The organism is Pseudomonas syringae KCTC 12500 (assembly GCF_000507185.2).
Taxonomy (GTDB): domain Bacteria; phylum Pseudomonadota; class Gammaproteobacteria; order Pseudomonadales; family Pseudomonadaceae; genus Aquipseudomonas; species Aquipseudomonas syringae.
In genome coordinates this window covers 768,818-789,356 of sequence record NZ_AYTM02000002.1, presented here as the reverse complement: position 1 = coordinate 789,356, position 20,539 = coordinate 768,818, and the positions used below count along the sequence as shown (strand labels likewise).

Here is a 20,539-nt window from a genome sequence, read left to right as displayed (position 1 = left end):
GAGAAAAATCATATGGATATGTGTCTGGCTCTGGCCGAACTGCTGGCAAAAGAAGCGCTTCGCAATGTTCTTCTGTTCTGCGGAGTGCTCACTGCGATCGTTTCGATGTACATGGTGTTGGCGACTGCAAAGAAGAAACAGACCGCAGACCTGTTATTTGGGTGCCGGCTGGATGAGCAGCTACAGCTGGGTAACGCGCGCATTGCCGCCATGCATGATGCCCAGTCGCCGATGAAGGATTTGCTGTTGTCTTGCACCGAGGCTGATCGCAAGGAAAAGGAAGCGGTCAAGTACGTGCTTAACCATTGGGAGCGAGTGGCCGTCGGTATTGTTCAAGGGATCTACCACGAGGAAATGCTGCGGCAGTCCAACCATTCGAATGTCGTGAGCCTGTACAAGAAAGCTAAGCCCTTTATAGACGCGGTGCGTTACAAGGAGCAGAAGGACACGTTTTACAGACATTTTGAAAAAATGGCCTTGTCCTGGGATGAGCGTCCTCTGAAAAATCTGAGCACATGGCCCTATTTCAAAAAGTCAGCCTGACGCGCGTCGTTGGCTCTCGCAGCGCCAACAGGTGTTTCGAATTGAAAGTGCAACCGCCAGCAGGATCCGCTCAATACCCGGTCATCTCCAGATACCCCACGCCTTCCTGGCTCCCGCTGAACTTCACCGGCCCCTCCCAGTAGGGAATACTCACGCCCATCCAGGCGGCCGGGTTCAGCGCGTTGGTGGTGATGTCCAGGTTTCGGTCGGGGACCCTGACTCTCCAGCGGGTGGGCACTTTATGCTCGCCGATCGAGGTTTCTTTCAATGGCTCAAGGCTGATCTCGTTGGCGTGCAGCATCCGGGTGGTGCCGTCGGCGCTGATCCAGTTACCGGTCAGGTAGGGGGCACCGTTCTTGTGGCGGATGCGATAGAGCATCAGGCGATCGCCATCTGCCAGTTGCAGCGAAAACCAGTCCCAGCCGCTCTGGTTGGCGGTCAGTGGCTGGCTGCTCCATTCCCGGTCCAGCCACGCTTTACCGGTGACCTGATGTGTTTTGCCCTCAATGACCACGCTGCCTTTGGCGTCGAAGAAGGGCTGGCTGTAGTAGTAAGACGCCTGGCCCGCCTCCGATTTCTGGCTGTAGCCCTGTTCGCCCTGCAGCACCAGCGGTTTACTGGATGTCAGGTTCAGGTCGTAGCGAAAGTCCTTGCCGCTGGCCTTTAGCTGCATGGCAGTCAGTGGATCACCGCTGTGAACACTGCTGGTAAAGGCCCAGTCATCGATCCATGCCGAGAAGGGGGCCAGGGTCACGTCGGCCTGACCGATACCGCCGCGTGCGTAACGCTCTGCTACATAGTGGCCGCTGCTCGAGGTTGCCGCCGCATGGCCCAGCCAGATCGTGCCGTCATTCCAGCCGCTGCCAGTCTGTTGGCCGGGGCGCAGGGCATTGCGAAACAACGTCCACTGCACGCCGAACTGCTGGCCCGCGTCATCCTTGAGGGTGGCGGTGATGTACCACCACTCGATACGAAAGCCGGGATGCTGGCCGTGGTCTTGCGGGAATGAAAAGACCTTGCCCGGCGTCACCTGCGCGTAACTGTCGGCGGTATTGCCCAGTCCGGCGAATCCGCTTTCAGGTTGTGGTTTGTCGTCGCAGGCAGCGAGCAGCCCGACGAGGACCAGCGGCATCAGCCATTTACTGTTCATTGGCGAATGTCCTGAGTAGATCCGCTGGACGGCTGCGGTACAGCTTCAGCAGCGGCCAGGCCGAGGCCAGCAAAGTCGCCAGCATCGCCAGCGCCATCAATTGCAGCAGTTGCAGCGGGAACACCTGCAGCGGCAGGCGCCAGCCAAAGGCGCGAACGTTGATCACCGCATCCAGGCACCAGGCCAGCAGCAGCCCGAGTGGCAGCGCGAGCACCAGTGTCAGGACCGCCAGCAGCCAGGTCTGTCCCAGGTTGAGCAGCATCAGTTGCCGTCGCGTGACGCCCAGCGCCCATAACGGGGCGAGCTGCCCGAGGCGGCTCTGGCTTTGAGTCAGCAGGCTGATGAACAGCGCCACGCCAGCAACGCCCAGTGTCAGGCTGTTGAGAGCGGCAGTGGCGGCAAACGTACGTTCAAAGACCTGGCTCGACCAACCCTTGAGCTGGCTCTGATCGATGATGTGATTGTCGTCCAGCTTGAAACGCGCTTGCAGCCGGGTGACCAGCGACGGGGTTGCCGCCTGATCGACCCTGAGGTTGAAACGCACCGGCATCGATTGCGGCCAGTGGGCGAGCAGGTGCCGGGCATTGACCAGCAGATGTCCCTTGGGGTTGCCATAGTCGGCATAGATCCCGACGATGCGCGGGGTCCACTTGCCAGTGGGCACCGGGATGCTCAGCGTATCTTCCAGCCCCAGTTGCAGGCGGCGTGCCAATTGTTCGCTGAGCATCACCGTGTCTTCATCGCGCAAAACATTCCACGGATCACCAGCGACGGATTCCAGCAATGCCCAGTGCTGGCGATAGGTGCCGTGATCGATCACACCAAACAGGTCGGCAGGCCAACCCTGGACTTGCACCGGCACCTGCCAGTTGGGCAGCACGGCGCTGACATCCTGTTGCTGGCTCAGCCAGGTGTTCAGCGGCCCGGCCAGCTCGGGGTTCTGCGGGCTGACATACAGTTCAGCGGTCAGGCGTTGCTCCAGCCAACTATTGAATGTCTGGCGAAAGCCCGAGGTCATGCTGCCTGCGCCGATGTTTGCGGCCATCGCCAGCAACAGGGCCATCAGCGCCAGGCTCAGGGCGGGCAACTGTTGACGGCAATCCGCCAGAAACCATTGCCCGAGCACCGAGCGGCTGCGCTTCAACAGGCCGCCAAGCATGGCGTCCAGCAAAACCGGCAGGGCCAGCGCGGCGCTGAGCAGCAGGGCGGACATCATCACAAACCCCAGCATCAGACTGGTGCCGAACAACAGCGCGCTCACGGCAACCACCGCGCCCAGCACCGCCACCCAAGCCTGGCGCTGCAACCACCGCGCATGGGCTTGCTGCCATGCCTGGGCATCGGCCAGTGCCAGCAACGGCAGGCGCGCAGCCCGCAACAGGCTATTGGCACCGGCCAGCAACGCGCCAAGCAGACTCAGGCCGATACCGCTCAGCCACCACCACAGACTGAGGTTCAACTGGCCGGCGACCTCCGCGCCGTACAAGCCGCGCAGGCTGGCCGCGACATCCGGCAATAACAGGCTGGCCAGCAGATAGCCGCTGACCACGCCAAAAATACCGCCCAACAGCGCCAGTGCCCCAAGTTCTACGCCCAGCGCAGCGATCAACAGACGTGCGCTGACGCCACAGGCACGCAGGTTGCGCAGCAGGCCACGGCGCTGTTCAAGGGCCAGGCCAATGGCGGCGTGGACAATGAACAGGCCGACGATGAAGGACAGCACTCCGAGTGCGTTCAGGTTCAGATGGAAGCTTTCGGTGAGACGCTCCAGATTGTTTTCTTCGCCGCTTTTCTTGATCACCAGCAGGTCATTCAGGGCTGCCGGCAGCGCAGGGTTTTGCCGGGCAAAATCCTTGGCCAGCAACAGTGCGGACAACTGCCCTGGCTGGCCCAACAACGGTTGCGCAAAGCCTATGTCCGTCAGCAAAACGCCAGGCGCCATGTCGGGTTTGGCGTGCAAGGGGGGCAGCGCGACGCCGGTTTCGGTCAGCGGCTGCTGGCCTTCCTCAAGCCCAAGTGCTTGCAGGGTTTGCGGCGCAATCCAGGTCATGCCCGGCGGCGTGAGAAAGTCCACGACCTGTTCGGCGTTCAACGTCTGTCCGGCCAGTGCCGAGCCGGGCGGCAAGGTCACCGGCTCGATACCCATCAGTTGCAGGCGACGGTCTTCACGCCCTTTAAGCACAATACGGCCTTGCAGCATGGGCGACACGGGCCAGCCTTCGCGGCGCAGCTCGATAAACAATGCTTGCGGGAACAGCCCGCCGCTGCTGGCGGTGATACGGGTCTGCGGCTCGCCGCCAATCAACTGGCTGGCACGCTGGTAGCTTTCCCGCGCCTGGCTATTGAGCGCCTGCACACCGGTCAACAGCGCGGTGGCCAGCCACAAGCCGGTCAGCACACTGAAAAACTGCACCGGATGACGGCGCCAATGGCTCAGCAGGGCGCGCAGCGTCCAATAGAAAACCCGCATCAGCGTTTGCCTTCGTCAGCCAGACGCCCCAGATGCAGCACTACTTTGCGCGACAGCCGCTGCGCGACGCGCGGGCTGTGGGTGACCATCAGCAGACTGGTGGGGCTGTCGGCGAGGATATCCAGCAGCAGTTGCAGCACCTCGTCGCTGGTGGCTTCGTCGAGATTGCCGGTGGGTTCGTCAGCCAGCAGCAGGCCGGGTCGCGAGGCGAGGGCGCGGCCTATCGCTACACGTTGCTGCTGTCCGCCGGAGAGTTGTTCGGGATAGCGATCCAGCAGCGCGGCCAGGCCCAGTCGCTCGATCAAATGCGTCTGCCAGGCTGCATCAACGCGCCCGGCCAGCCGTGCCTGAAACGCCAGGTTGTCGGCTATTTTCAGGCTGCCGATCAGGTTGAACTGCTGAAACACCAGACCGATCTCGGTACGCCGCCAGTTGGCCAACTGGCTTTCGTTCATCAGGTCCAGACGCTGGCCTGCGACCTCGATGCTGCCATCGTCGACCTGATCCAGGCCCGCCACCAGATGCAGCAAGGTGCTCTTGCCACTGCCGGACTCACCCATCAACGCCAGGCTTTCGCCCTGTGCCAGATGCAGATCGACACCACGCAAGACATCCAGCGGTCCCTGTGCCGTGGTGTAGCGCTTGAATACGTTTCGCACTTGCAGCATGAGCAACCCAATCGTTCTGACAGACGCTCAAGAGTAGCGCCTGAGCGTGCTCGTAGGAAATATCGTGCGACGCTCTGCGTCGTCATGCCGTTCAGGACGCTTTGCGTCTTCTTTGCGACGCAGAGCGTCGAGAGCTGTATTCCCACGCTGGAGCGTAGGGAACGATCATCTCAACTAGCGTGCGATGCCCCACGTTGGTCCTGCTTTTCAGGCGACTTCCCGCCGCCGCGAATCAGCCCGCGCAGCGCGAACCGGTTGGGGTGACAGGCCTCGGCCACGCTACGTGGCAAAGGCAGTGGTTCGTTGTCGAGCCAGGCGGCGATCAGTTCGCCACACAGCGGCGCGGTGATCAGCCCGCGCGAACCGTGGCCGCTGTTGACGTACAGGCCGTCCAGCCACGGGCAGGCGCTGTCCGGCACCTGACGTGCATCCTTGCCCAGTGCGGCATAGGCCTGCATGAACGCCTTGCGGTCGGCCAGCGGACCGACGATGGGCAGATAATCCGGGCTGGTACAGCGAAACGCAGCGCGCCCCTGCAATTGTTCGGGCGACAAAGCGGCGGCCTCAAGGCGTGAAGTGAGGTCTTCCGAAATTTCCCGCAACAGCCCCAGATTGTCCAGATGATCGGCCAGGTTCGGCGTCAGATCAGTGCTGTTGAAATCGAAACTGGCGCCCAGCGTATGTTCGCCCAGGCGCGCCGGAGCCACATAACCCTCGGCGCACACCACGCTGCGCAATGCCGTGCTGGCTTGAGTCTGCGGCAAACGGGTGATCTGCCCGCGGATGCGTTTGAGCGGCAAGTCGGCGCTCTGTGAAAACTGCTGAATATCAGCTGCACCGGCCAGCACCACGACCGGAGCGCTGTCGATCAACCGTTCGTGACTCCAGACCTGCCACTGATCATCGACACGTCTCAGCTCCAGTGCCTGCTGATGAGTGATCAGGCTGATATTGGCGTGCGCAGCCTGTGCGTGACACAACGCAGGCGGATGAACCCAGCCGCCTTCGGGGTAAAAAAGCCCGCCACTGTTCAGCGCAACGCCGCTCTGCGCTTCTGCCGCGGGCTGCTCCAGCAGGTGCAGGAGTGATTCGGGGAAGGCATCGGCCAGTTGTTTCTGGCGCAGCGCTTCCTTGTCGTCGAAGGTCAGTTGCAGCACCCCGCAAGCGTCCCAGTCGACCCCGCGCTGCAAGCGCTCAAGCAGCCTTCGTGTATGACCGAAACCGCTGAGGATCAACTGTGACAGCGCCGTACCGTGCGCCGACAGTTTCAGGTACAGCACGCCCTGCGGGTTGCCGGATGCTTCCTGTGCCGGTGCGGCGTGGCGCTCCAGCAGGCTGACCTGCCAACCGCGTTGCGCCAGACTCTGTGCCGTGGCGCAGCCGGCCAGCCCCGCGCCAATCACAAGCGCTTTACGCTCGCCGCCAATCGGCGCGGGGCGGGCGAACCAAGGCTTGGCAGCAGCGGGGAGCGCTACGTCCTCTGGCCAAGCGATAAAAGCGCCACGCAGGACTTCCCATTTGTGGCCGATGCCCGGTACGCGCTTCATCTTGAACCCTGCCGCATTCAGCGAGCGGCGCACCCAGCCGGTGCTGGTGAAGGTGCCTATCGTGGTGCTCGATGTGGACAGGCGCGCCAGTTCGGCAAACAGCTCGGGGGTCCACATTTCCGGGTTTTTCGCTGGCGCAAAACCGTCGAGAAACCAGGCGTCCACCTGCCCGTCCAGTTGCGGCAGCATCTGCAGCGCATCGCCGATAAGTAGCGTAAGCGTCACGCGGCCGCCCGCGAACACCAGACGCTGAAAGCCTTCATGCACAGCCACATACTGATCGAGCAATTGACCCGCAAACGGCGACAGCTCGGGCCACAACGCCAGGGCACGCTGCAGGTCGGCATGGCTCAACGGGTATTTCTCGACGCTGACGAACTGCAGGCGCGCATTGGCGGGCGCGCACTCGTCGAACAACTGCCAGGCACAAAGGAAATTCAGCCCGGTGCCGAAGCCGGTTTCACCAATGATCAACCGGCCTTCATCCGGCAATTCGGTGAAGCGCCGGCGCAGGTCGTTCTGCACCAGAAACACATGGCGCGTTTCGTCCAGACCGGACTCGGTGGAAAAGTACACGTCGGAAAAATCGCGGGAACGCGGGTTGCCGTGTTCGTCCCAGTCGATCTGGGCGTGGCGGGTAATGGTCATGTCGGGCTCAGCGAAGGCAGTGGCGGCATTTTAGCCGTCTGCGCAGAGAAAAGTGCTATCAAGGATGTGCGGATTGACCGATGCCTGCAATCAATGGTCACAATCTCCATCAGGCGTTCTCTGAGCCCACATCAATCAGGAGCTGTGCATGTTTGAATCCGCTGAAATCGGTCATGTCATTGACGATGAGACTTACGAGGCAGCGTTGCCGCAACTGCGCGAAGCGTTGCTCGAAGCGCAGATAGACCTGCACGAGCAGGCTGGTCGCCAGATCATCGTGCTGATCAACGGCATAGAAGGCGCGGGCAAGGGCGAGACCGTCAAACTGCTCAGTGAGTGGATGGACCCGCGCCTGATCGAGGTGCGCACCTTCGATCAGCAGACCGACGAAGAACTCGCTCATCCGCCCGTCTGGCGCTACTGGCGGCAATTGCCGGCCAAGGGCCGCATGGGTATTTTCTTTGGCAACTGGTACAGCCAGATGCTCCAGGACAGGGTTCACGGGCGCTTCAAGGACGCCGTGCTCGATCAGGCCATCAGCGGCGCCGAACGTCTGGAAAAGATGCTCTGCGATGAAGGCGCGCTGATCTTCAAGTTCTGGTTTCACCTGTCCAAAAAACAGATGAAGCTGCGCCTCAAGACCCTCAAGGATGATCCGTTGCACAGCTGGCGCATCAGCCCGCTGGACTGGCAGCAGTCCAAGACCTACGACAAGTTCGTGCGCTTCGGCGAACGGGTCCTGCGTCGCACCAGTCGTGAATACGCCCCCTGGCATGTGATCGAGGGTGTGGACGCCAACTACCGCAGCCTGACCGTCGGCCGGCTGTTGCTGGAAGGCATGCAGGCCGCGCTGAACAAGGCCGAGCCCGAGACCGCTGCGCTGACGGTCGGGCCGCTGGCGATTCACAGTAACGAGCTGACCCTGCTCGACAGCCTCGACCTGAGCCTGAACCTGAGCAAGGACGATTATCAGCAACAGTTGATTACCGAGCAGGCGCGGCTGTCCGGCAACATGCGCGACAAGCGCATGAAAAGCCACGCGCTGCTGGCAGTGTTTGAAGGCAACGATGCGGCAGGCAAGGGCGGTGCGATCCGACGTGTGGCGGCGGCACTGGACCCGCGTCAATACGCCATCGTGCCGATCGCCGCGCCCACCCAGGACGAGCGCGCGCAACCGTATCTGTGGCGTTTCTGGCGGCAGATACCGGCGCGCGGCAAATTCACCATCTTCGATCGCTCGTGGTACGGCCGCGTGCTGGTTGAGCGGGTCGAGGGTTTTTGCAGCGAGTCGGACTGGAAGCGCGCGTATTCGGAAATCAATGACTTCGAAGAGCAGCTCACCGACGCAGGCGTTGTGGTGGTCAAGTTCTGGCTGGCCATCGATCAGCAGACCCAACTGGAGCGTTTCAAGGAGCGCGAAAAGATCCCGTTCAAGCGCTACAAGATCACCGAGGACGACTGGCGCAACCGCAAGAAATGGCCTGACTACCGCCAGGCAGTCGGCGACATGGTGGATCGCACCAGCACCGAAATCGCGCCGTGGACATTGATCGAGGCCAACGACAAGCGCTGGGCCAGGGTCAAGGTATTACGCACCCTCAACGAAGCGCTGGAAGCGGCGTTCGCCAAGGACAAGAAGAACTGATGATCTGAGTGTTGCGGTGGCGTCGGCTTCGCTCGGCGCTATCGCTTGCAACAGCCTGGTGCTCGCGTCTTCTGCCTGAGGATATAGCTCGTCACCAGCACTGCGCTGGTCAGCATGAAGACCCGTGCCCAGGGTGAGGGCACCAGGTAGCACGACAGGCTGATGCTCAGCCACATCAGGCCGATGGCGTAGACCTTGCCCTTGAGCGGGATGCCATTGCCTTCGAGGTAATCACGAATCCACGGACCGAGTTGCGGGTGGTTGACCAGCCAGTCGTAGAAGCGCGGAGAGCTGCGCGCGAAGCAGGCCGCGGCCAGCAGCAGAAAAGGCGTGGTGGGCAGCACCGGCAGGAAAATACCGACCACGCCCAATATCACGCTCAGCCAGCCAATCGCTACAAGCAGATAGCGCACCGACCGGTGACGGCTGGTGCGCGGTGAGCCTTGCGCCATAGGCGCCGACTCAGTGATGGCGGGGCTTGAGGATCGCCGGCTTTTCGTCCGGTGCCTGGCAGAGCAGGTACAGGGCGGTCAGCGCTTCGGGGATCTGCACGATCATGTCGTCCATCAGGTTGGCGTCCTGGGCGATGTCGGCGAACTCCGGCTGTTCGTCGAACAGGCCCGAACCGACCATGATCGGCAGGAGCATTTCGCTGACTTCTTCCTCGGCACTTTCAAACCAGGCGTTTTCACGCAGGAACACGCCTTCCATGAAGCCGATGCACCAGCCGCGCAGGTCAGAATCATCAGGGTCGTCGCCCAGGTCCAGATCGCACGGCAGCTCGAACTCTTCGTCCGAAGCCAGCTGGCGGGCAATGTGTGCCTTGAGGGCAATCAGCGTCGCTTCGACTTCTGTCTGTTGCGCTTCGCTGGAGTACTGCGGCGGCTCGGAGAACAGCGCGTCGATCCACTCGCGCTCCGGCACCTCTTCAGCGCAGATTGACAAGGCGGTCAGGTAGCCATGCGCGGCCACGTAGTCCAGTGCTTCTTCGTGCAGTTCATCTGCATCGAGGAAGACTTGCAGGCGGGTTAATTGCTCAGCGAAGGACATGGAAGCGCTACCTTGAAAATATAAACGATGCTGGATTCTAGGCCCTGAGCGTCCGTGGCGCCAGCGCGCAGGCCAATTGCAGTTAATTTCGACCGCTCATGTCCCAGTCATCCATTGCCCCCGAGCGCTCGGGTATACTCCCCCGTTTTGCAGTGCAGCAGGATATTCCGGGGTTTTTTATGCTTGAGCAGGCACAACGCGTACTTAAAGACATCTTCGGTTACGACAGCTTTCGTGGTCGCCAGGGTGCCATTATTGAGCGCGTAGCCAGCGGTGGTGACGCGCTGGTGCTGATGCCCACCGGTGGCGGCAAGTCCCTGTGTTTTCAGGTACCAGGGCTGTTGCGCGACGGGCTGTGCGTGGTTGTGTCGCCACTCATCGCGCTGATGGACGACCAGGTTGCCACGCTGGATGAACTGGGCGTATCGGCCGCTGCACTCAACTCGACGCTCAGCGCCGAGCAGCAGCGCGAACTGGCCAATCGCATTCGTCTGGGCGAAGTCAAAATGCTTTACCTCGCCCCGGAGCGCCTGGTTCAGCCACGCATGCTGTCATTCCTGCAAAACCTCAAGATCGCCCTGTTTGCCATAGACGAAGCGCACTGCGTGTCGCAATGGGGTCATGACTTCCGCCCGGAATACCTGCAACTGGGTCAACTGGCCGAGCTGTTTCCGGATGTACCGCGCATCGCGCTGACCGCCACCGCCGACAAGCGCACCCGCGAAGAAATCGTCACGCGTCTGCACCTGCAGAACGCCGAGCGCTTTCTGTCCAGTTTCGACCGGCCCAACATCTTCTATCGCATCGTGCCCAAGGAACAGCCGCGCAAACAGCTGCTGGCCTTTCTTTCCGAACGCCGCAGCGACGCCGGTATCGTCTATTGCCTCTCGCGCAAGAAGGTCGATGAGGTCGCCGTCTTTCTCAGTGACAACGGCTACCCCGCGCTGCCTTATCACGCTGGTCTGCCGTCCGAAACCCGGGCGGCCAACCAGAAGCGCTTTCTCAACGAGGAAGGGCTGATCATGGTCGCGACCATTGCGTTCGGCATGGGCATCGACAAGCCCAACGTGCGTTTTGTCGCGCACATGGACCTGCCCAAATCGCTTGAGGCTTATTACCAGGAAACCGGCCGGGCAGGGCGTGATGGCCTGCCCGCCGATGCCTGGATGGCCTACGGTCTGCAAGACGTGCTGATGCTCAAGCAGATGCTGCAGAACTCCGAAGGCGACGAGCGTCACAAGCGGCTGGAGCAGCACAAGCTCGATGCGATGCTGGCCCTGTGCGAAGAAACCCGTTGCCGTCGGCAGACCCTGCTGGCCTATTTCGACGAAGACATGCCCAACCCGTGCGGCCATTGCGACAACTGCGTCGATGGCGTGCAGACCTGGGATGCCACCGAACCTGCGCGTCAGGCGCTGTCGGCCATCTACCGTACCGGCCAGCGTTATGGCGTCGGTCATCTGGTCGACGTGTTGCTCGGCAAGTCCAATGACAAGGTAGAGAGCTTCGGTCATCAGCACCTGTCGGTGTTCGGCGTCGGCAAAGCGCGAACCGAGTCCGAGTGGCGCTCGCTGTTCCGCCAACTGGTTGCACGTGGTCTGGCGGACATCGATCTTGAAGGCTATGGCGGCCTGCGCCTCAGCGAAACATGCCGCCCTTTGCTGCGTGGCGAAGTTTCTCTGGAACTGCGCCAGGACCTCAAGCCACAAACCACATCGAGAAGCAGTTCCGGCAGCCCGGCCAGTCAACTGGTGCGTGGCGAAGAGCGCGAGCAGTGGGAAGCCCTGCGTGCCCTGCGGCGCAAGCTGGCCGAAGAGCACGGTGTCCCGCCTTACGTTATTTTCCCGGACTCGACCCTGCTGGAAATGCTGCGCAGCAAACCCGGATCGATGGCCGAGATGGCCAAGGTCAGCGGTGTGGGTGCGCGCAAGCTGGAGCGTTATGGCGAAGCCTTTCTCGAAGTGCTCAGCGGCAAGGCCGAGGCACCACGGGTGGTCGCCGATGTGCGTCACGAACTGATCAGTCTGGCGCGCGCAGGCATGACCCCGACGCAGATCGCCGGTCAGTTGCAGTGCTCGGAAAAAAATGTCTACACCCTGCTGGCCGAAGCCATCGGCAAGCAGCAGTTATCCATTGAGCAGGCGCTGGACTTGCCGGAGGACCTGCTGGGTGAAGTGCAGGATGCCTTTCTCGATGGAGAAGGGGAACTGCCGCCGGTGTCGGCGATTGCCGAGCAGTTTGCCGGGCGGGTGCCGGAGGGTGTTTTGTATTGCGTACGTGCAGCGCTGCAATCGGAGTTTGAGGTATAACGGCGTGCGACGGAGCGTCACCGTCCCGTGCTTGCTTGAACATAAGGACCATGCTTAGCTCGCTAATAATTAGTTTTAATCACGAGTGTCCTTATGCCAATGACTGATGAACATCGTTTCGGGATGCAACTCGGACACCTCACGCGAGGCTGGCGTGCGGAGCTGGATCGCAGGCTGGCCGATCTTGGCCTGTCTCAGGCTCGCTGGCTGGTCCTGCTGCACCTCGCGCGCTTCACCGAGCCGCCCACCCAGCGCGAGCTGGCGCAGAGTGTGGGCGTAGAAGGCCCCACCCTGGCGCGCTTGCTCGACAGTCTTGAAAAACAGGGCCTGGTGCAACGTCAGGCGGTGCTTGAGGACCGACGTGCAAAAAAGATCCTGCTCAGCGACACGGCATTGCCGCTGATCGAAAAAATTGAAAACATCGCCAATGTATTGCGTATCGAGTTGTTCGAGGGCGTGAGCGAAGAGGATCTGCGCGTCAGCATGCGTGTGCATTCGCAGATTCTGGCCAATCTGGAAAGATCCTGAGACGAAGCTGCGCATTCTCAACCATAATCGTTAAACGGATACTGACGTCCATTTGATTACGTGAGAAGCCTGCCGTGGTTTCCATAAGGGTTCGCATGCTGAAGAGTTCACTGGCTGCTGTCGAAAGTGCAGGTCGCAGGGCGCGCGGGGCGTTTGGCAGGGGCGTGTTAGCGGTCTCGTTACTGACCTGCTCCACGTTGGCGTCTGCGTTGGGCCTGGGTGAAATCACCTTGCACTCGGCGCTCAACCAGCCATTGAATGCCGAGATCCAGCTGCTGGAAACCGGCGGTCTGAGCAATGAAGACGTGGTCGCCCGGCTCGCATCGCCCGAAGCGTTCGCCAAGGCGGGCATGGAACGCGTGTTCTTTCTCAATGACCTGCGCTTCACGCCGATATTGCGCGGTGATCGCGGCGTGATTCGGGTGGTGTCCAGCAAACCGGTCACCGAACCCTACCTGAGTTTTCTCGTCCAGTTGGCGCGGCCGAATGGCGATTTGCTGCACGAATACACGCTGCTCCTCGATCCTGCCACCTCAGCGCAAGGCCTGGCCGCCACGCGCAGCCGCAACCAGCAGAGCTCGGCCACCTCCGCTTCGGAAAGCCGCATGCCGGTCGCGCCACCGGCGGCCGTGCAGGGCAAACGCTACACGGTGGCCAGTGGCGACACGCTGAATGGTATCGCCAGCCGCTTGCAGGGACCGGGCAACAAGGTGTCGGCAAGCCAGCTGGCGGACGGTATTCGTTCGCTCAACCCGCAAATCTTCGCCGCAGGCGCCGGGTCTGCGCTCAAAGTTGGCCAGGACCTGTTGCTGCCGGACGCCGCAGTGCTGCCGACCGCGGCAGCGCCTGCCGCAAGCGCTGCCGCGCCGTCGCCAAAGCCTGTCGAATTGCAGCGTACCGCCGAGCAGTTGTCGGCCGCTGCCATCGAAAACCAGCAATTGACTCAGTCACTGGAGGCGCTCAAGGCGCAGACGCAGGAATTGCAGGAAGAGATGAGTGGCAAGGACAAACAGATCATCGCCTTGCGCAGTGATCTGGCCGCTGCGCAATCCGCTGCCACGCCAACTGCCACGCCAACTGCCACGCCAGCTGCACCGGCAACAGTCACGCCAGCACCTGCGACACCTGCAGTTGCGCCTGCCGCCCCTGCTCAACCTGTTGCTGCGTCGGGCAGCGATTCATTCCTCAGCCTGCCGATACTGCTCGCTGCCGTATTGATCGTGCTGCTGGTGGCGTTTGCTTATTCGAAACGACGTCAGCAGCGCAAGGAGTCCATAGCGTCCGCTGTCAGCCCGGATGACCAACTGATCAAGCCCGCTCAGGCATCCATGCTTCCGGTGTTCGAAGTGCCTGCTGTTGCGCCGCAGCCCGTGGTGCAGAGCCCATCGACGCCGGCACCGGCCAAGCCATCGCCAGCACAACGCTCGCCTGGCGCTGCTCCGGATGCGCTGGATGGCGTGAGCATTTACATCGCCTACGGACGCTTCACCGAGGCGATGGGTATTTTGCGCAGCGCCCTGGAAACCCAGCCCGAGCGCGATGACATTCGCATTCGCCTGCTGGAGTTGCTGGCGGAGCAGGGCGACGGCAGTGGTTTCGTTCGCGAAGAACAGGCTGCGCTGGAGCATGGCGTCGATCCGCAGACCATTCAGGACATCCGCGATCGCTTCCCGCAGCTCAAGGCTGCCGAGATCGCTCCCGTGGCGGCGGTCGTCCCGGCTGTCGCGGTGGCAGCCAGCACATTGTCTTTCGATAAATCTGAGCCAGAGTCTGAGCTCTACCTGCAGCCCGAGGCTGAGCCAGAACCCGCCGCGCAGCTGGATGAAAGCGCCGCTGCGGCGCTGAACCCGCAGCACGCCGACGAGTTTCAGTTGAACCTGGACGACCTGTCGATGGACGCCGACTGGGATCTGGTCGATCCATTCGACAGCCCGCCGCCGCGTGCCAAGCCTGCCGCTGCGCCAGCGCCCGCTGAAGTCGATCCCGGTTTTTCTTCGGACCTGACTCAACTGCCGGAGGTCTTCGAGCTCTCGGATGAACAGTTCCTCAGTGACTTCTCCGAGCCCGAGGTGGTCGAGCCAGTCGAAGTACTTGCGCCATCTGCCGCCGACGGCCTGAGTGACGATTTCCTCGACAGTTTCATGAACGATGACGCCGATTTCGACCTGCTGGATCTGGAAGAACCGCCGCTCAGCCAGATCAATCAGGCGCAAGTGCTGATTGAGGACGGCGATCTCGAATCGGCCCGTGAAATCCTCCAGCAGATCATTGACGAGTCCGATGAGGAGCATCGGCGCATGGCCCGCGAGCTGTTGGCCAACATCAGCTAAGCGCAGCGTGTAAGGGGCGACCGGTCCTGCGTTCAGCGAAAGATCGGTCGGATCCCCCGGCATTTCGGGTAGGCCACACAACCCCAGAACTCCCCGGCGTTCTTGCCGGTGCGGGCCACCTTGATCACCATGGTTTTCCGACAGTGCGGGCACGCAGGCGCCGCCGGCTTTGCCGTGGGTGTTGGCGGCGCAGGTTTGTGGGGCTTTTTGCCGGGGTTGGCGCGGCGGGTTCTGACTGGCGCTTGCGGTTCAGGCAATTGCGCTGCAGGCGTAGCGGGCTCCGGGTGCTGTTGCCGGTTGGGTGTGCCTCCCGCAACCCGGCTCAATAACCCGCGCAGTTTCTTGATAAGTGCTTGCAGCGCAGAGGTCGTGTTGTGTACCATGGGGTTGCCTTGGGTCGGGATGCGATCAGGTGCCGCATGGTGCAGGCATCCTCCTTGCGGCGCAAACACCTTACGCCGCTCTCATTCCTGCCGTTTCTTGAGTGACGTAATCCCCAACCGTTGTTAAAGCCCTGAGTCTTGGGGGCGATAACAGTGCATCATGACTATCGGTTGTCACTTTGAAAGGCTGTGCTACACCTTCAGCATCTGCCCGGAGTATCAGCATTATCACGGAGTGATTCCTAATGCGCGTCAACATGCCTATCACGCAGACTGAGCGGACTTTTCCGGCCTCTGAACGCCTGATCTCCACCACCGACCTTAACAGCCACATTACTTACTGCAACGACGCCTTCGTCACCCTGAGCGGTTTTACTCGCGAAGAGCTGGTCGGGCAGACGCACAATCTGGTGCGCCACCCGGACATGCCAGCCTCGGTGTTCGCGCATATGTGGGAAACTATCAAATAGGGCAAGCCGTGGATGGGGGTGGTCAAGAACCGCTCCAAGCAGGGTGATTACTATTGGGTCAGCGCTTATGTGACGGCGGTTTACGAAAACGGCCGGATCGTCGGGTACGAGTCGGTGCGCTCGCTGCCGACCCGCGATCAGGTGCGTCGCGCTGAAGCGCTGTATGCGCGGTTGCGGGCTGGCAAGTCGGCAGTGTCCTCCAGCAGCTCGGCGGCCTATCACCTGATTCGCCAGTTACCGATGATCCTCTGCGCGCTTGCGCTGGCTGTGGGTGTTTACCTGCTCGACGATTTGCCGTCGATCATCATGATCCCGATTGTGATGGTTGTGTTGGGCGTTTTTCTTGAAATGCGTCAGCGCCGCAGCATCCGCAAAACCCTTGAAGAACACCCCAAGGCCTTCACCAGTGCGTTGATTGCGCTGACCTACAGCGATAATCGCGGCCCGCAGGCCCAGCTCGACCTGGCCATGCTCAGCGAAGAAGCGCGCTTGCAGACGGCCTTGACGCGTCTGGCGGATACCGGCGAGAGCGTGCGCCAGCATGCCGGCCGGTCAGCGCAATTGTCCCTTCGCCAGGCCGAGTCGCTGGATCAGCAGCGCAGTGAGGCCGATCAGTCAGCCACGGCCATCAACCAGATGGCGGCGACCATTCAGGAAGTCACCCACAACGTGCAGAACACTGCCCATGCTGCCGAGGAGGCCGACAAGCTCGCGCAACAGGGGCGTGGGCTGGCAGATGAAAGCCTGCTGGCGATTCGGCACATGGCCACATCGGTTACCGACATTGGCAACGCCGTGGGGGAACTGGCTGATGCGACTCAATCGATCGGCAGTGTGGTCGATGTGATCACGTCCATCGCCCAGCAAACCAATCTGCTGGCGCTCAACGCGGCTATCGAAGCGGCGCGTGCCGGTGAACAGGGGCGTGGTTTTGCGGTGGTGGCCGACGAGGTACGTTCGCTGGCGTCTCGCACGCAGTCGTCGACCGAGCAGATCCAGCAAATCATCACCTCGCTGCGTGATGGCGCCGACCGTGCGGTACAGACCGCCAGCAAAGGCGAGCAGATTTCTCAGGAGAGTGTCGCCAGCGTTGAAGCCGTGCAGAAGGCGCTGGATGGCATCAGCCAGTCCGTGACCCGCATCACTGGCATGAGCCAGCAGATGGCATCGGCGTCTGAAGAGCAGAGCCACGTCGCGGAAACCATCAGCCAGCAAATCACCCGCATTGCGCAACTCTGCGACGAAAGCGCCAGTCAGGCGCAGCAAGGTTCGCAGATTAGCAGCGAGCTGGAAGAAATGGCGCACTACCTGCACAGTCTGGCAGAACGGTTCAGCCGCTAGGCAGGCCATTCCCTGGATAGGACGCTCTGCGTCATCTTTTTCCGTGAATCTCCGAATGAATATTTATTATTGCCGGACAAGTTTTGGCGCCCTCAGACAAATAACGCTGTTGGCAACTGTTACTGGAAACAGTGGGTAGGGCACAAGAAAAACACGTCGGATGCAATTAAATGGCCACTACGCAATAATTCAACGGCATAATAAAATCCAAAATAAACTCAATAGATTCAAGCGCCTATCAGCTATGTATATGTCCTGCGATGCGTTTTCCTTATGTCTTAACCTTTGTATCAGAATTGAAATAAAACTGTTGCCAAGTTTTACACTGCGGACTATGTTCTGGAATCGCTCAATCAAGAGCCAACCAGTATCAGGTGTGCAGGGATGCAAAAGTCGAAGTGCGTGAGTGTTGTCCGTTATTCGTTCAAGCCTGTAGCAACCGGCGCGCTGTGCGCGCTGTCTTTTACGTTTGGCTGCTCGGCTTATGCTGACTATGTCGAGCAGGGCAAGCCGGGTGACGCTGCCAGTTGGCGCTCGGCAGAATTCCAGAGCGACTGGGGTCTGGGCCGTATCCAGGCTGATCAGGCCTACGCCGCTGGCATCACCGGGGCTGGCGTCAAAATCGGTGCGCTGGACTCGGGCTTCGACCCGTCCCATCCGGAAGCCACGCCGTCCCGCTACCACGCCGTCACCGCTACCGGTACCTACGTCAACGGCTCGCCGTTCAGCATCACCGGTGCCATCAACCCGAACAACGACACCCACGGCACACACGTTACCGGCACTATGGGCGCGGCGCGCGATGGTGTGGAGATGCATGGTGTGGAGATGCATGGTGTGGCGTACAACGCGCAGATCTACGTCGGCAACACCAATCAGAACGACAGCTTCCTGTTCGGCCCTAACCCCGACCCGCAGTACTTCAAAGCGGTGTATGGCGCCTTGGCGGATGCCGGCGTGCGCGCCATCAACAACAGCTGGGGCAGCCAGCCGGCCGACGTGACCTACGCCACCGAAGCGGGCGTGCGCGCTGCCTACGCTCAGCACTACAACCGCGGCACCTGGCTGGACGAAGCGGCGAATGTCTCGCGCAAGGGCGTGATCAACGTCTTCAGTGCAGGCAACACCGGTTACGCCAACGCCAGCGTGCGGGCTTCGCTGCCTTTTTTCCAGCCGGATCTTGAAGGCCACTGGCTGGCCGTGTCTGGCCTCGACAGCAGCAACGGTCAACGCTACAACCAGTGCGGCCTGTCCAAGTACTGGTGCATCACCATGCCCGGTCGGCTGGTCAACAGCACCGTGCCGGGTGGCGGTTACGGCATCAAATCCGGCACTTCCATGTCCGCGCCGCATGCCACTGGTGCGCTGGCGCTGGTGATGGAGCGCTTCCCGTACATGACCAACGAGCAGGCGTTGCAAGTGCTGCTGACCACCGCCACTCAGCTCGACGGTTCGATTACTCAGGCACCGACCAATAGCGTCGGCTGGGGTGTGGCCAACCTGGAGCGGGCAATGCGCGGTCCGGGCCAATTGCTCGGCACCTTCGACGCTAACCTGGGCGCAGGTTTGACGGATGTGTGGAGCAATAATATCTCCGATCAGGCGCTGATCCAGCGTCAGGCCGAGGACAGCGCCGAGCAGGCCACCTGGCAGCAGACGCTGATCAGTAAAGGCTGGCAGAACGGCGTTGCCAGCACCGCCAGCCAGCAGGATCAGGCCGATTATGCCACCGGCACTGCTCGCGCCGCCGCAGCGGCACAGCGGCAGTACCAAGGCAGCTTGATTAAATCCGGCGCGGGTCGACTGATTCTGGAGGGCGCCAATACCTATCGCGGTGACACACTGGTCAATGGCGGTTTGCTGTCGGTCAATGGATCCCTCGTGTCAGCCGTGCAGGTCAATGCTGGCGGCACGCTGGGCGGCAATGGCCAGATCGGCGGGCTGACAGCGCGCAACGGCGGTATCGTCGCGCCGGGCAATTCCATCGGTACATTGCAGGTCAATGGCAATGTGACTCTCGAGCCGGGTTCGACCTACGCCGTGGAGCTTTCCCCAACCGCCAGTGACCGCATCGTCGCTACAGGCAGCGCTACCGTGTCAGGCGCCAACATGACGCTGGCGCTGGAGAATGCAACGCCAGTGGCCTTGAGTTCTGCACCGATCCAAAGCGTGGTGGGTCGCCAGTACAATGTGCTGCAAGCCGCCAATGGCATCAATGGCCAGTTTGGCAGCGTGTCCTCCAACTATGCCTTCCTCGGTGGCCGACTCAACTACGCAGCCAATGCGGTCGCACTGAACGTCGAGCAAACTGCCGCTTTCAATAGCGTCGCGCAAACCCCCAACCAGGCTGCTGTGGCGACTGCCGCCGAACAGCTCGGTGCCGGTAACGCGGTGTATGAAAACCTGCTGCTTACCCAGAGTGCTGCCTCGGCACGCGACAGCTTCCAGCAATTGTCCGGTGAAATTTACCCGGCCATCGGCAGCGTGTTGATCAACGACAGCCGTCAGGTTCGGGATGCGGTGGGTGAGCGTCTGGGTGCCAGCGTGTTCGGCACCGATGGCAACACTGCCGCACAAGACAACGTCTGGCTCAAAGCCCTGGGCGCATGGGGCAAGACCGACTCGCGCGACGACACCGCGGGTTACACCTCCTCGATTGGCGGGCTGCTGGCCGGTGTCGATGGCAACCTTGCCGATGACACCCGTCTGGGCGTCGTCGCAGGCTATAGCGACAGCTCATTGAACATGGGCTCCGGCACGCACTCCAGGGCGTCGGTGGACAGCTACCATCTGGGCGCGTACCTCGGCCATGAAATCGGTGCGCTGCGCCTGACCCTGGGCGCCGCACACAGCTGGCATCGCATCGACGCGCAACGCGACGTGCAGGTCGGCGGCGCAGCGGGCAAGGAGAAAACCAAACACGATGCGCAGAGCACGCAGGTGTTCACCGAGGCGGCGTATCGCATTCACCTGCAACCCGCGACGCTTGAGCCGTTCGCCAATCTGGCCTACGTCCACCTGAACACCGATGGTTTCACCGAGAAGGGCGACGCTGCAGCGCTGTCTGCCGGTAGCGACAACCGTGATGCGGTACTCAGCACCCTGGGCCTGCGTGCCCTGAAGAGCATCGCGATCAGCGACCGTCAGAAGGTCGACCTGTCCGGCAGCCTCGGCTGGCAGCACAACCTGAGCAACACCGACGCCGAACAGCACTTGGCATTCGCTTCCAGCGGCAACAGCTTCGGCATCGAAAGCTCGCCGCTGGTGCGCGACGCCGCGCTGGTCGGTGCTCACGCCAGTCTGGCGTTGAGCAAGGAGGCAAGGATCAGCCTCGATTACAGCGGCCAGCTGGCCAGTCGTGAGAAAAGTCACGGTGTCGGCCTGAGTCTTAACTGGCAGTTCTAAGCAGTACGCAACCCTAAACCCAAAAGAACGACGCGCATGCAGATGCATGCGC

14 protein-coding genes and 1 pseudogene are annotated in these 20,539 nt (G+C 61.4%); 8 read left to right on the top strand and 7 right to left on the bottom strand.

Features of this window, described 5'->3' with window-relative positions:
• Positions 1-12: 12 nt before the first annotated feature.
• The gene (locus tag V476_RS03960) at positions 13-543 is read left to right on the top strand and encodes a DUF4760 domain-containing protein (protein WP_024961123.1); all 531 of its coding nucleotides are present in this window, start codon (positions 13-15) and stop codon (positions 541-543) included.
• A 70-nt stretch (positions 544-613) separates the two neighbouring features.
• Here the strand turns inward: V476_RS03960 and V476_RS03955 are convergent, their stop codons facing one another.
• The 4 genes from V476_RS03955 to mnmC form a co-directional block, all read right to left on the bottom strand.
• Positions 614-1,693: a lipocalin-like domain-containing protein gene (locus V476_RS03955; protein ID WP_024961122.1), complete on the bottom strand. Its 1,080-nt coding sequence runs from the start codon at positions 1,691-1,693 to the stop codon at positions 614-616.
• Positions 1,683-4,163, bottom strand: a complete 2,481-nt coding sequence (locus tag V476_RS03950) for an ABC transporter permease (protein WP_024961121.1) — start codon at positions 4,161-4,163, stop codon at positions 1,683-1,685. Before V476_RS03950 ends, V476_RS03955 begins: the two co-directional genes overlap by 11 nt.
• A complete protein-coding gene (locus V476_RS03945; RefSeq protein ID WP_024683928.1) occupies positions 4,163-4,831 on the bottom strand; it encodes an ABC transporter ATP-binding protein in 669 nt (222 codons plus the stop codon). The genes V476_RS03950 and V476_RS03945 overlap by 1 nt, the downstream gene beginning before the upstream one ends.
• A gap of 170 nt (positions 4,832-5,001) precedes the next feature.
• The gene (mnmC, locus tag V476_RS03940; protein WP_024961120.1) at positions 5,002-7,026 is read right to left on the bottom strand and encodes a bifunctional tRNA (5-methylaminomethyl-2-thiouridine)(34)-methyltransferase MnmC2/FAD-dependent 5-carboxymethylaminomethyl-2-thiouridine(34) oxidoreductase MnmC1; all 2,025 of its coding nucleotides are present in this window, start codon (positions 7,024-7,026) and stop codon (positions 5,002-5,004) included.
• A gap of 148 nt (positions 7,027-7,174) precedes the next feature.
• Between mnmC and pap the strand changes: the two genes are divergently transcribed.
• On the top strand, positions 7,175-8,671 hold the full coding sequence (gene pap / locus V476_RS03935) for a polyphosphate:AMP phosphotransferase (protein ID WP_024961119.1): 1,497 nt from the start codon (positions 7,175-7,177) through the stop codon (positions 8,669-8,671).
• Positions 8,672-8,709: 38 nt separating this feature from the next.
• On the opposite strand, the gene V476_RS03930 is transcribed toward pap, so the two are convergent.
• Both V476_RS03930 and V476_RS03925 read right to left on the bottom strand, forming a co-directional pair.
• Positions 8,710-9,123, bottom strand: coding sequence for a YbaN family protein (locus V476_RS03930; RefSeq protein WP_024961118.1), 414 nt, complete (start codon positions 9,121-9,123; stop codon positions 8,710-8,712).
• 10 nt (positions 9,124-9,133) lie between these two features.
• Positions 9,134-9,721: a UPF0149 family protein gene (locus V476_RS03925; protein WP_003314545.1), complete on the bottom strand. Its 588-nt coding sequence runs from the start codon at positions 9,719-9,721 to the stop codon at positions 9,134-9,136.
• A 179-nt stretch (positions 9,722-9,900) separates the two neighbouring features.
• Here V476_RS03925 and recQ point away from each other — a divergent pair, with 179 nt between their 5' ends.
• The 3 genes from recQ to V476_RS03910 all read left to right on the top strand — a co-directional run bounded on the left by recQ (position 9,901) and on the right by V476_RS03910 (position 14,888).
• The gene (gene recQ, locus V476_RS03920) at positions 9,901-12,030 is read left to right on the top strand and encodes a DNA helicase RecQ (protein ID WP_024961117.1); all 2,130 of its coding nucleotides are present in this window, start codon (positions 9,901-9,903) and stop codon (positions 12,028-12,030) included.
• A gap of 93 nt (positions 12,031-12,123) precedes the next feature.
• Complete coding sequence (locus V476_RS03915) at positions 12,124-12,558, top strand: MarR family transcriptional regulator (protein WP_003363288.1); 435 nt, start codon at positions 12,124-12,126, stop codon at positions 12,556-12,558.
• A gap of 95 nt (positions 12,559-12,653) precedes the next feature.
• On the top strand, positions 12,654-14,888 hold the full coding sequence (locus V476_RS03910; protein WP_024961116.1) for a motility hub landmark protein FimV: 2,235 nt from the start codon (positions 12,654-12,656) through the stop codon (positions 14,886-14,888).
• Positions 14,889-14,920: 32 nt separating this feature from the next.
• Here the strand turns inward: V476_RS03910 and V476_RS03905 are convergent, their stop codons facing one another.
• A complete protein-coding gene (locus V476_RS03905) occupies positions 14,921-15,271 on the bottom strand; it encodes a topoisomerase DNA-binding C4 zinc finger domain-containing protein (RefSeq protein WP_024961115.1) in 351 nt (116 codons plus the stop codon).
• Positions 15,272-15,516: 245 nt separating this feature from the next.
• Between V476_RS03905 and V476_RS29255 the strand changes: the two are divergent.
• The 3 genes and pseudogenes from V476_RS29255 to eprS form a co-directional block, all read left to right on the top strand.
• Positions 15,517-15,937 (top strand): annotated as a pseudogene (locus V476_RS29255) (PAS domain-containing protein); the annotation flags it as partial.
• A gap of 110 nt (positions 15,938-16,047) precedes the next feature.
• Entirely contained in the window at positions 16,048-17,082 is a 1,035-nt protein-coding gene (locus tag V476_RS03900; RefSeq protein ID WP_412779219.1) for a methyl-accepting chemotaxis protein, read from the top strand.
• Between the two features lie 384 nt (positions 17,083-17,466).
• Positions 17,467-20,487: an autotransporter serine peptidase EprS gene (gene eprS / locus V476_RS03895; protein WP_024961114.1), complete on the top strand. Its 3,021-nt coding sequence runs from the start codon at positions 17,467-17,469 to the stop codon at positions 20,485-20,487.
• Positions 20,488-20,539 lie beyond the last annotated feature (52 nt).

Excerpts from the sequence above, each read along its gene's own strand:
- V476_RS03960 (WP_024961123.1), top strand. The coding sequence starts at position 13 with ATGGATATGTGTCTGGCTCTGGCCGAACTGCTGGCAAAAGAAGCGCTT.
- V476_RS03955 (WP_024961122.1), bottom strand. The coding sequence starts at position 1,693 with ATGAACAGTAAATGGCTGATGCCGCTGGTCCTCGTCGGGCTGCTCGCT.
- V476_RS03950 (WP_024961121.1), bottom strand. The coding sequence starts at position 4,163 with ATGCGGGTTTTCTATTGGACGCTGCGCGCCCTGCTGAGCCATTGGCGC.
- V476_RS03945 (WP_024683928.1), bottom strand. The coding sequence starts at position 4,831 with ATGCTGCAAGTGCGAAACGTATTCAAGCGCTACACCACGGCACAGGGA.
- mnmC (WP_024961120.1), bottom strand. The coding sequence starts at position 7,026 with ATGACCATTACCCGCCACGCCCAGATCGACTGGGACGAACACGGCAAC.
- pap (WP_024961119.1), top strand. The coding sequence starts at position 7,175 with ATGTTTGAATCCGCTGAAATCGGTCATGTCATTGACGATGAGACTTAC.
- V476_RS03930 (WP_024961118.1), bottom strand. The coding sequence starts at position 9,123 with ATGGCGCAAGGCTCACCGCGCACCAGCCGTCACCGGTCGGTGCGCTAT.
- V476_RS03925 (WP_003314545.1), bottom strand. The coding sequence starts at position 9,721 with ATGTCCTTCGCTGAGCAATTAACCCGCCTGCAAGTCTTCCTCGATGCA.
- recQ (WP_024961117.1), top strand. The coding sequence starts at position 9,901 with ATGCTTGAGCAGGCACAACGCGTACTTAAAGACATCTTCGGTTACGAC.
- V476_RS03915 (WP_003363288.1), top strand. The coding sequence starts at position 12,124 with ATGCCAATGACTGATGAACATCGTTTCGGGATGCAACTCGGACACCTC.
- V476_RS03910 (WP_024961116.1), top strand. The coding sequence starts at position 12,654 with ATGCTGAAGAGTTCACTGGCTGCTGTCGAAAGTGCAGGTCGCAGGGCG.
- V476_RS03905 (WP_024961115.1), bottom strand. The coding sequence starts at position 15,271 with ATGGTACACAACACGACCTCTGCGCTGCAAGCACTTATCAAGAAACTG.
- V476_RS03900 (WP_412779219.1), top strand. The coding sequence starts at position 16,048 with ATGATCCCGATTGTGATGGTTGTGTTGGGCGTTTTTCTTGAAATGCGT.
- eprS (WP_024961114.1), top strand. The coding sequence starts at position 17,467 with ATGCAAAAGTCGAAGTGCGTGAGTGTTGTCCGTTATTCGTTCAAGCCT.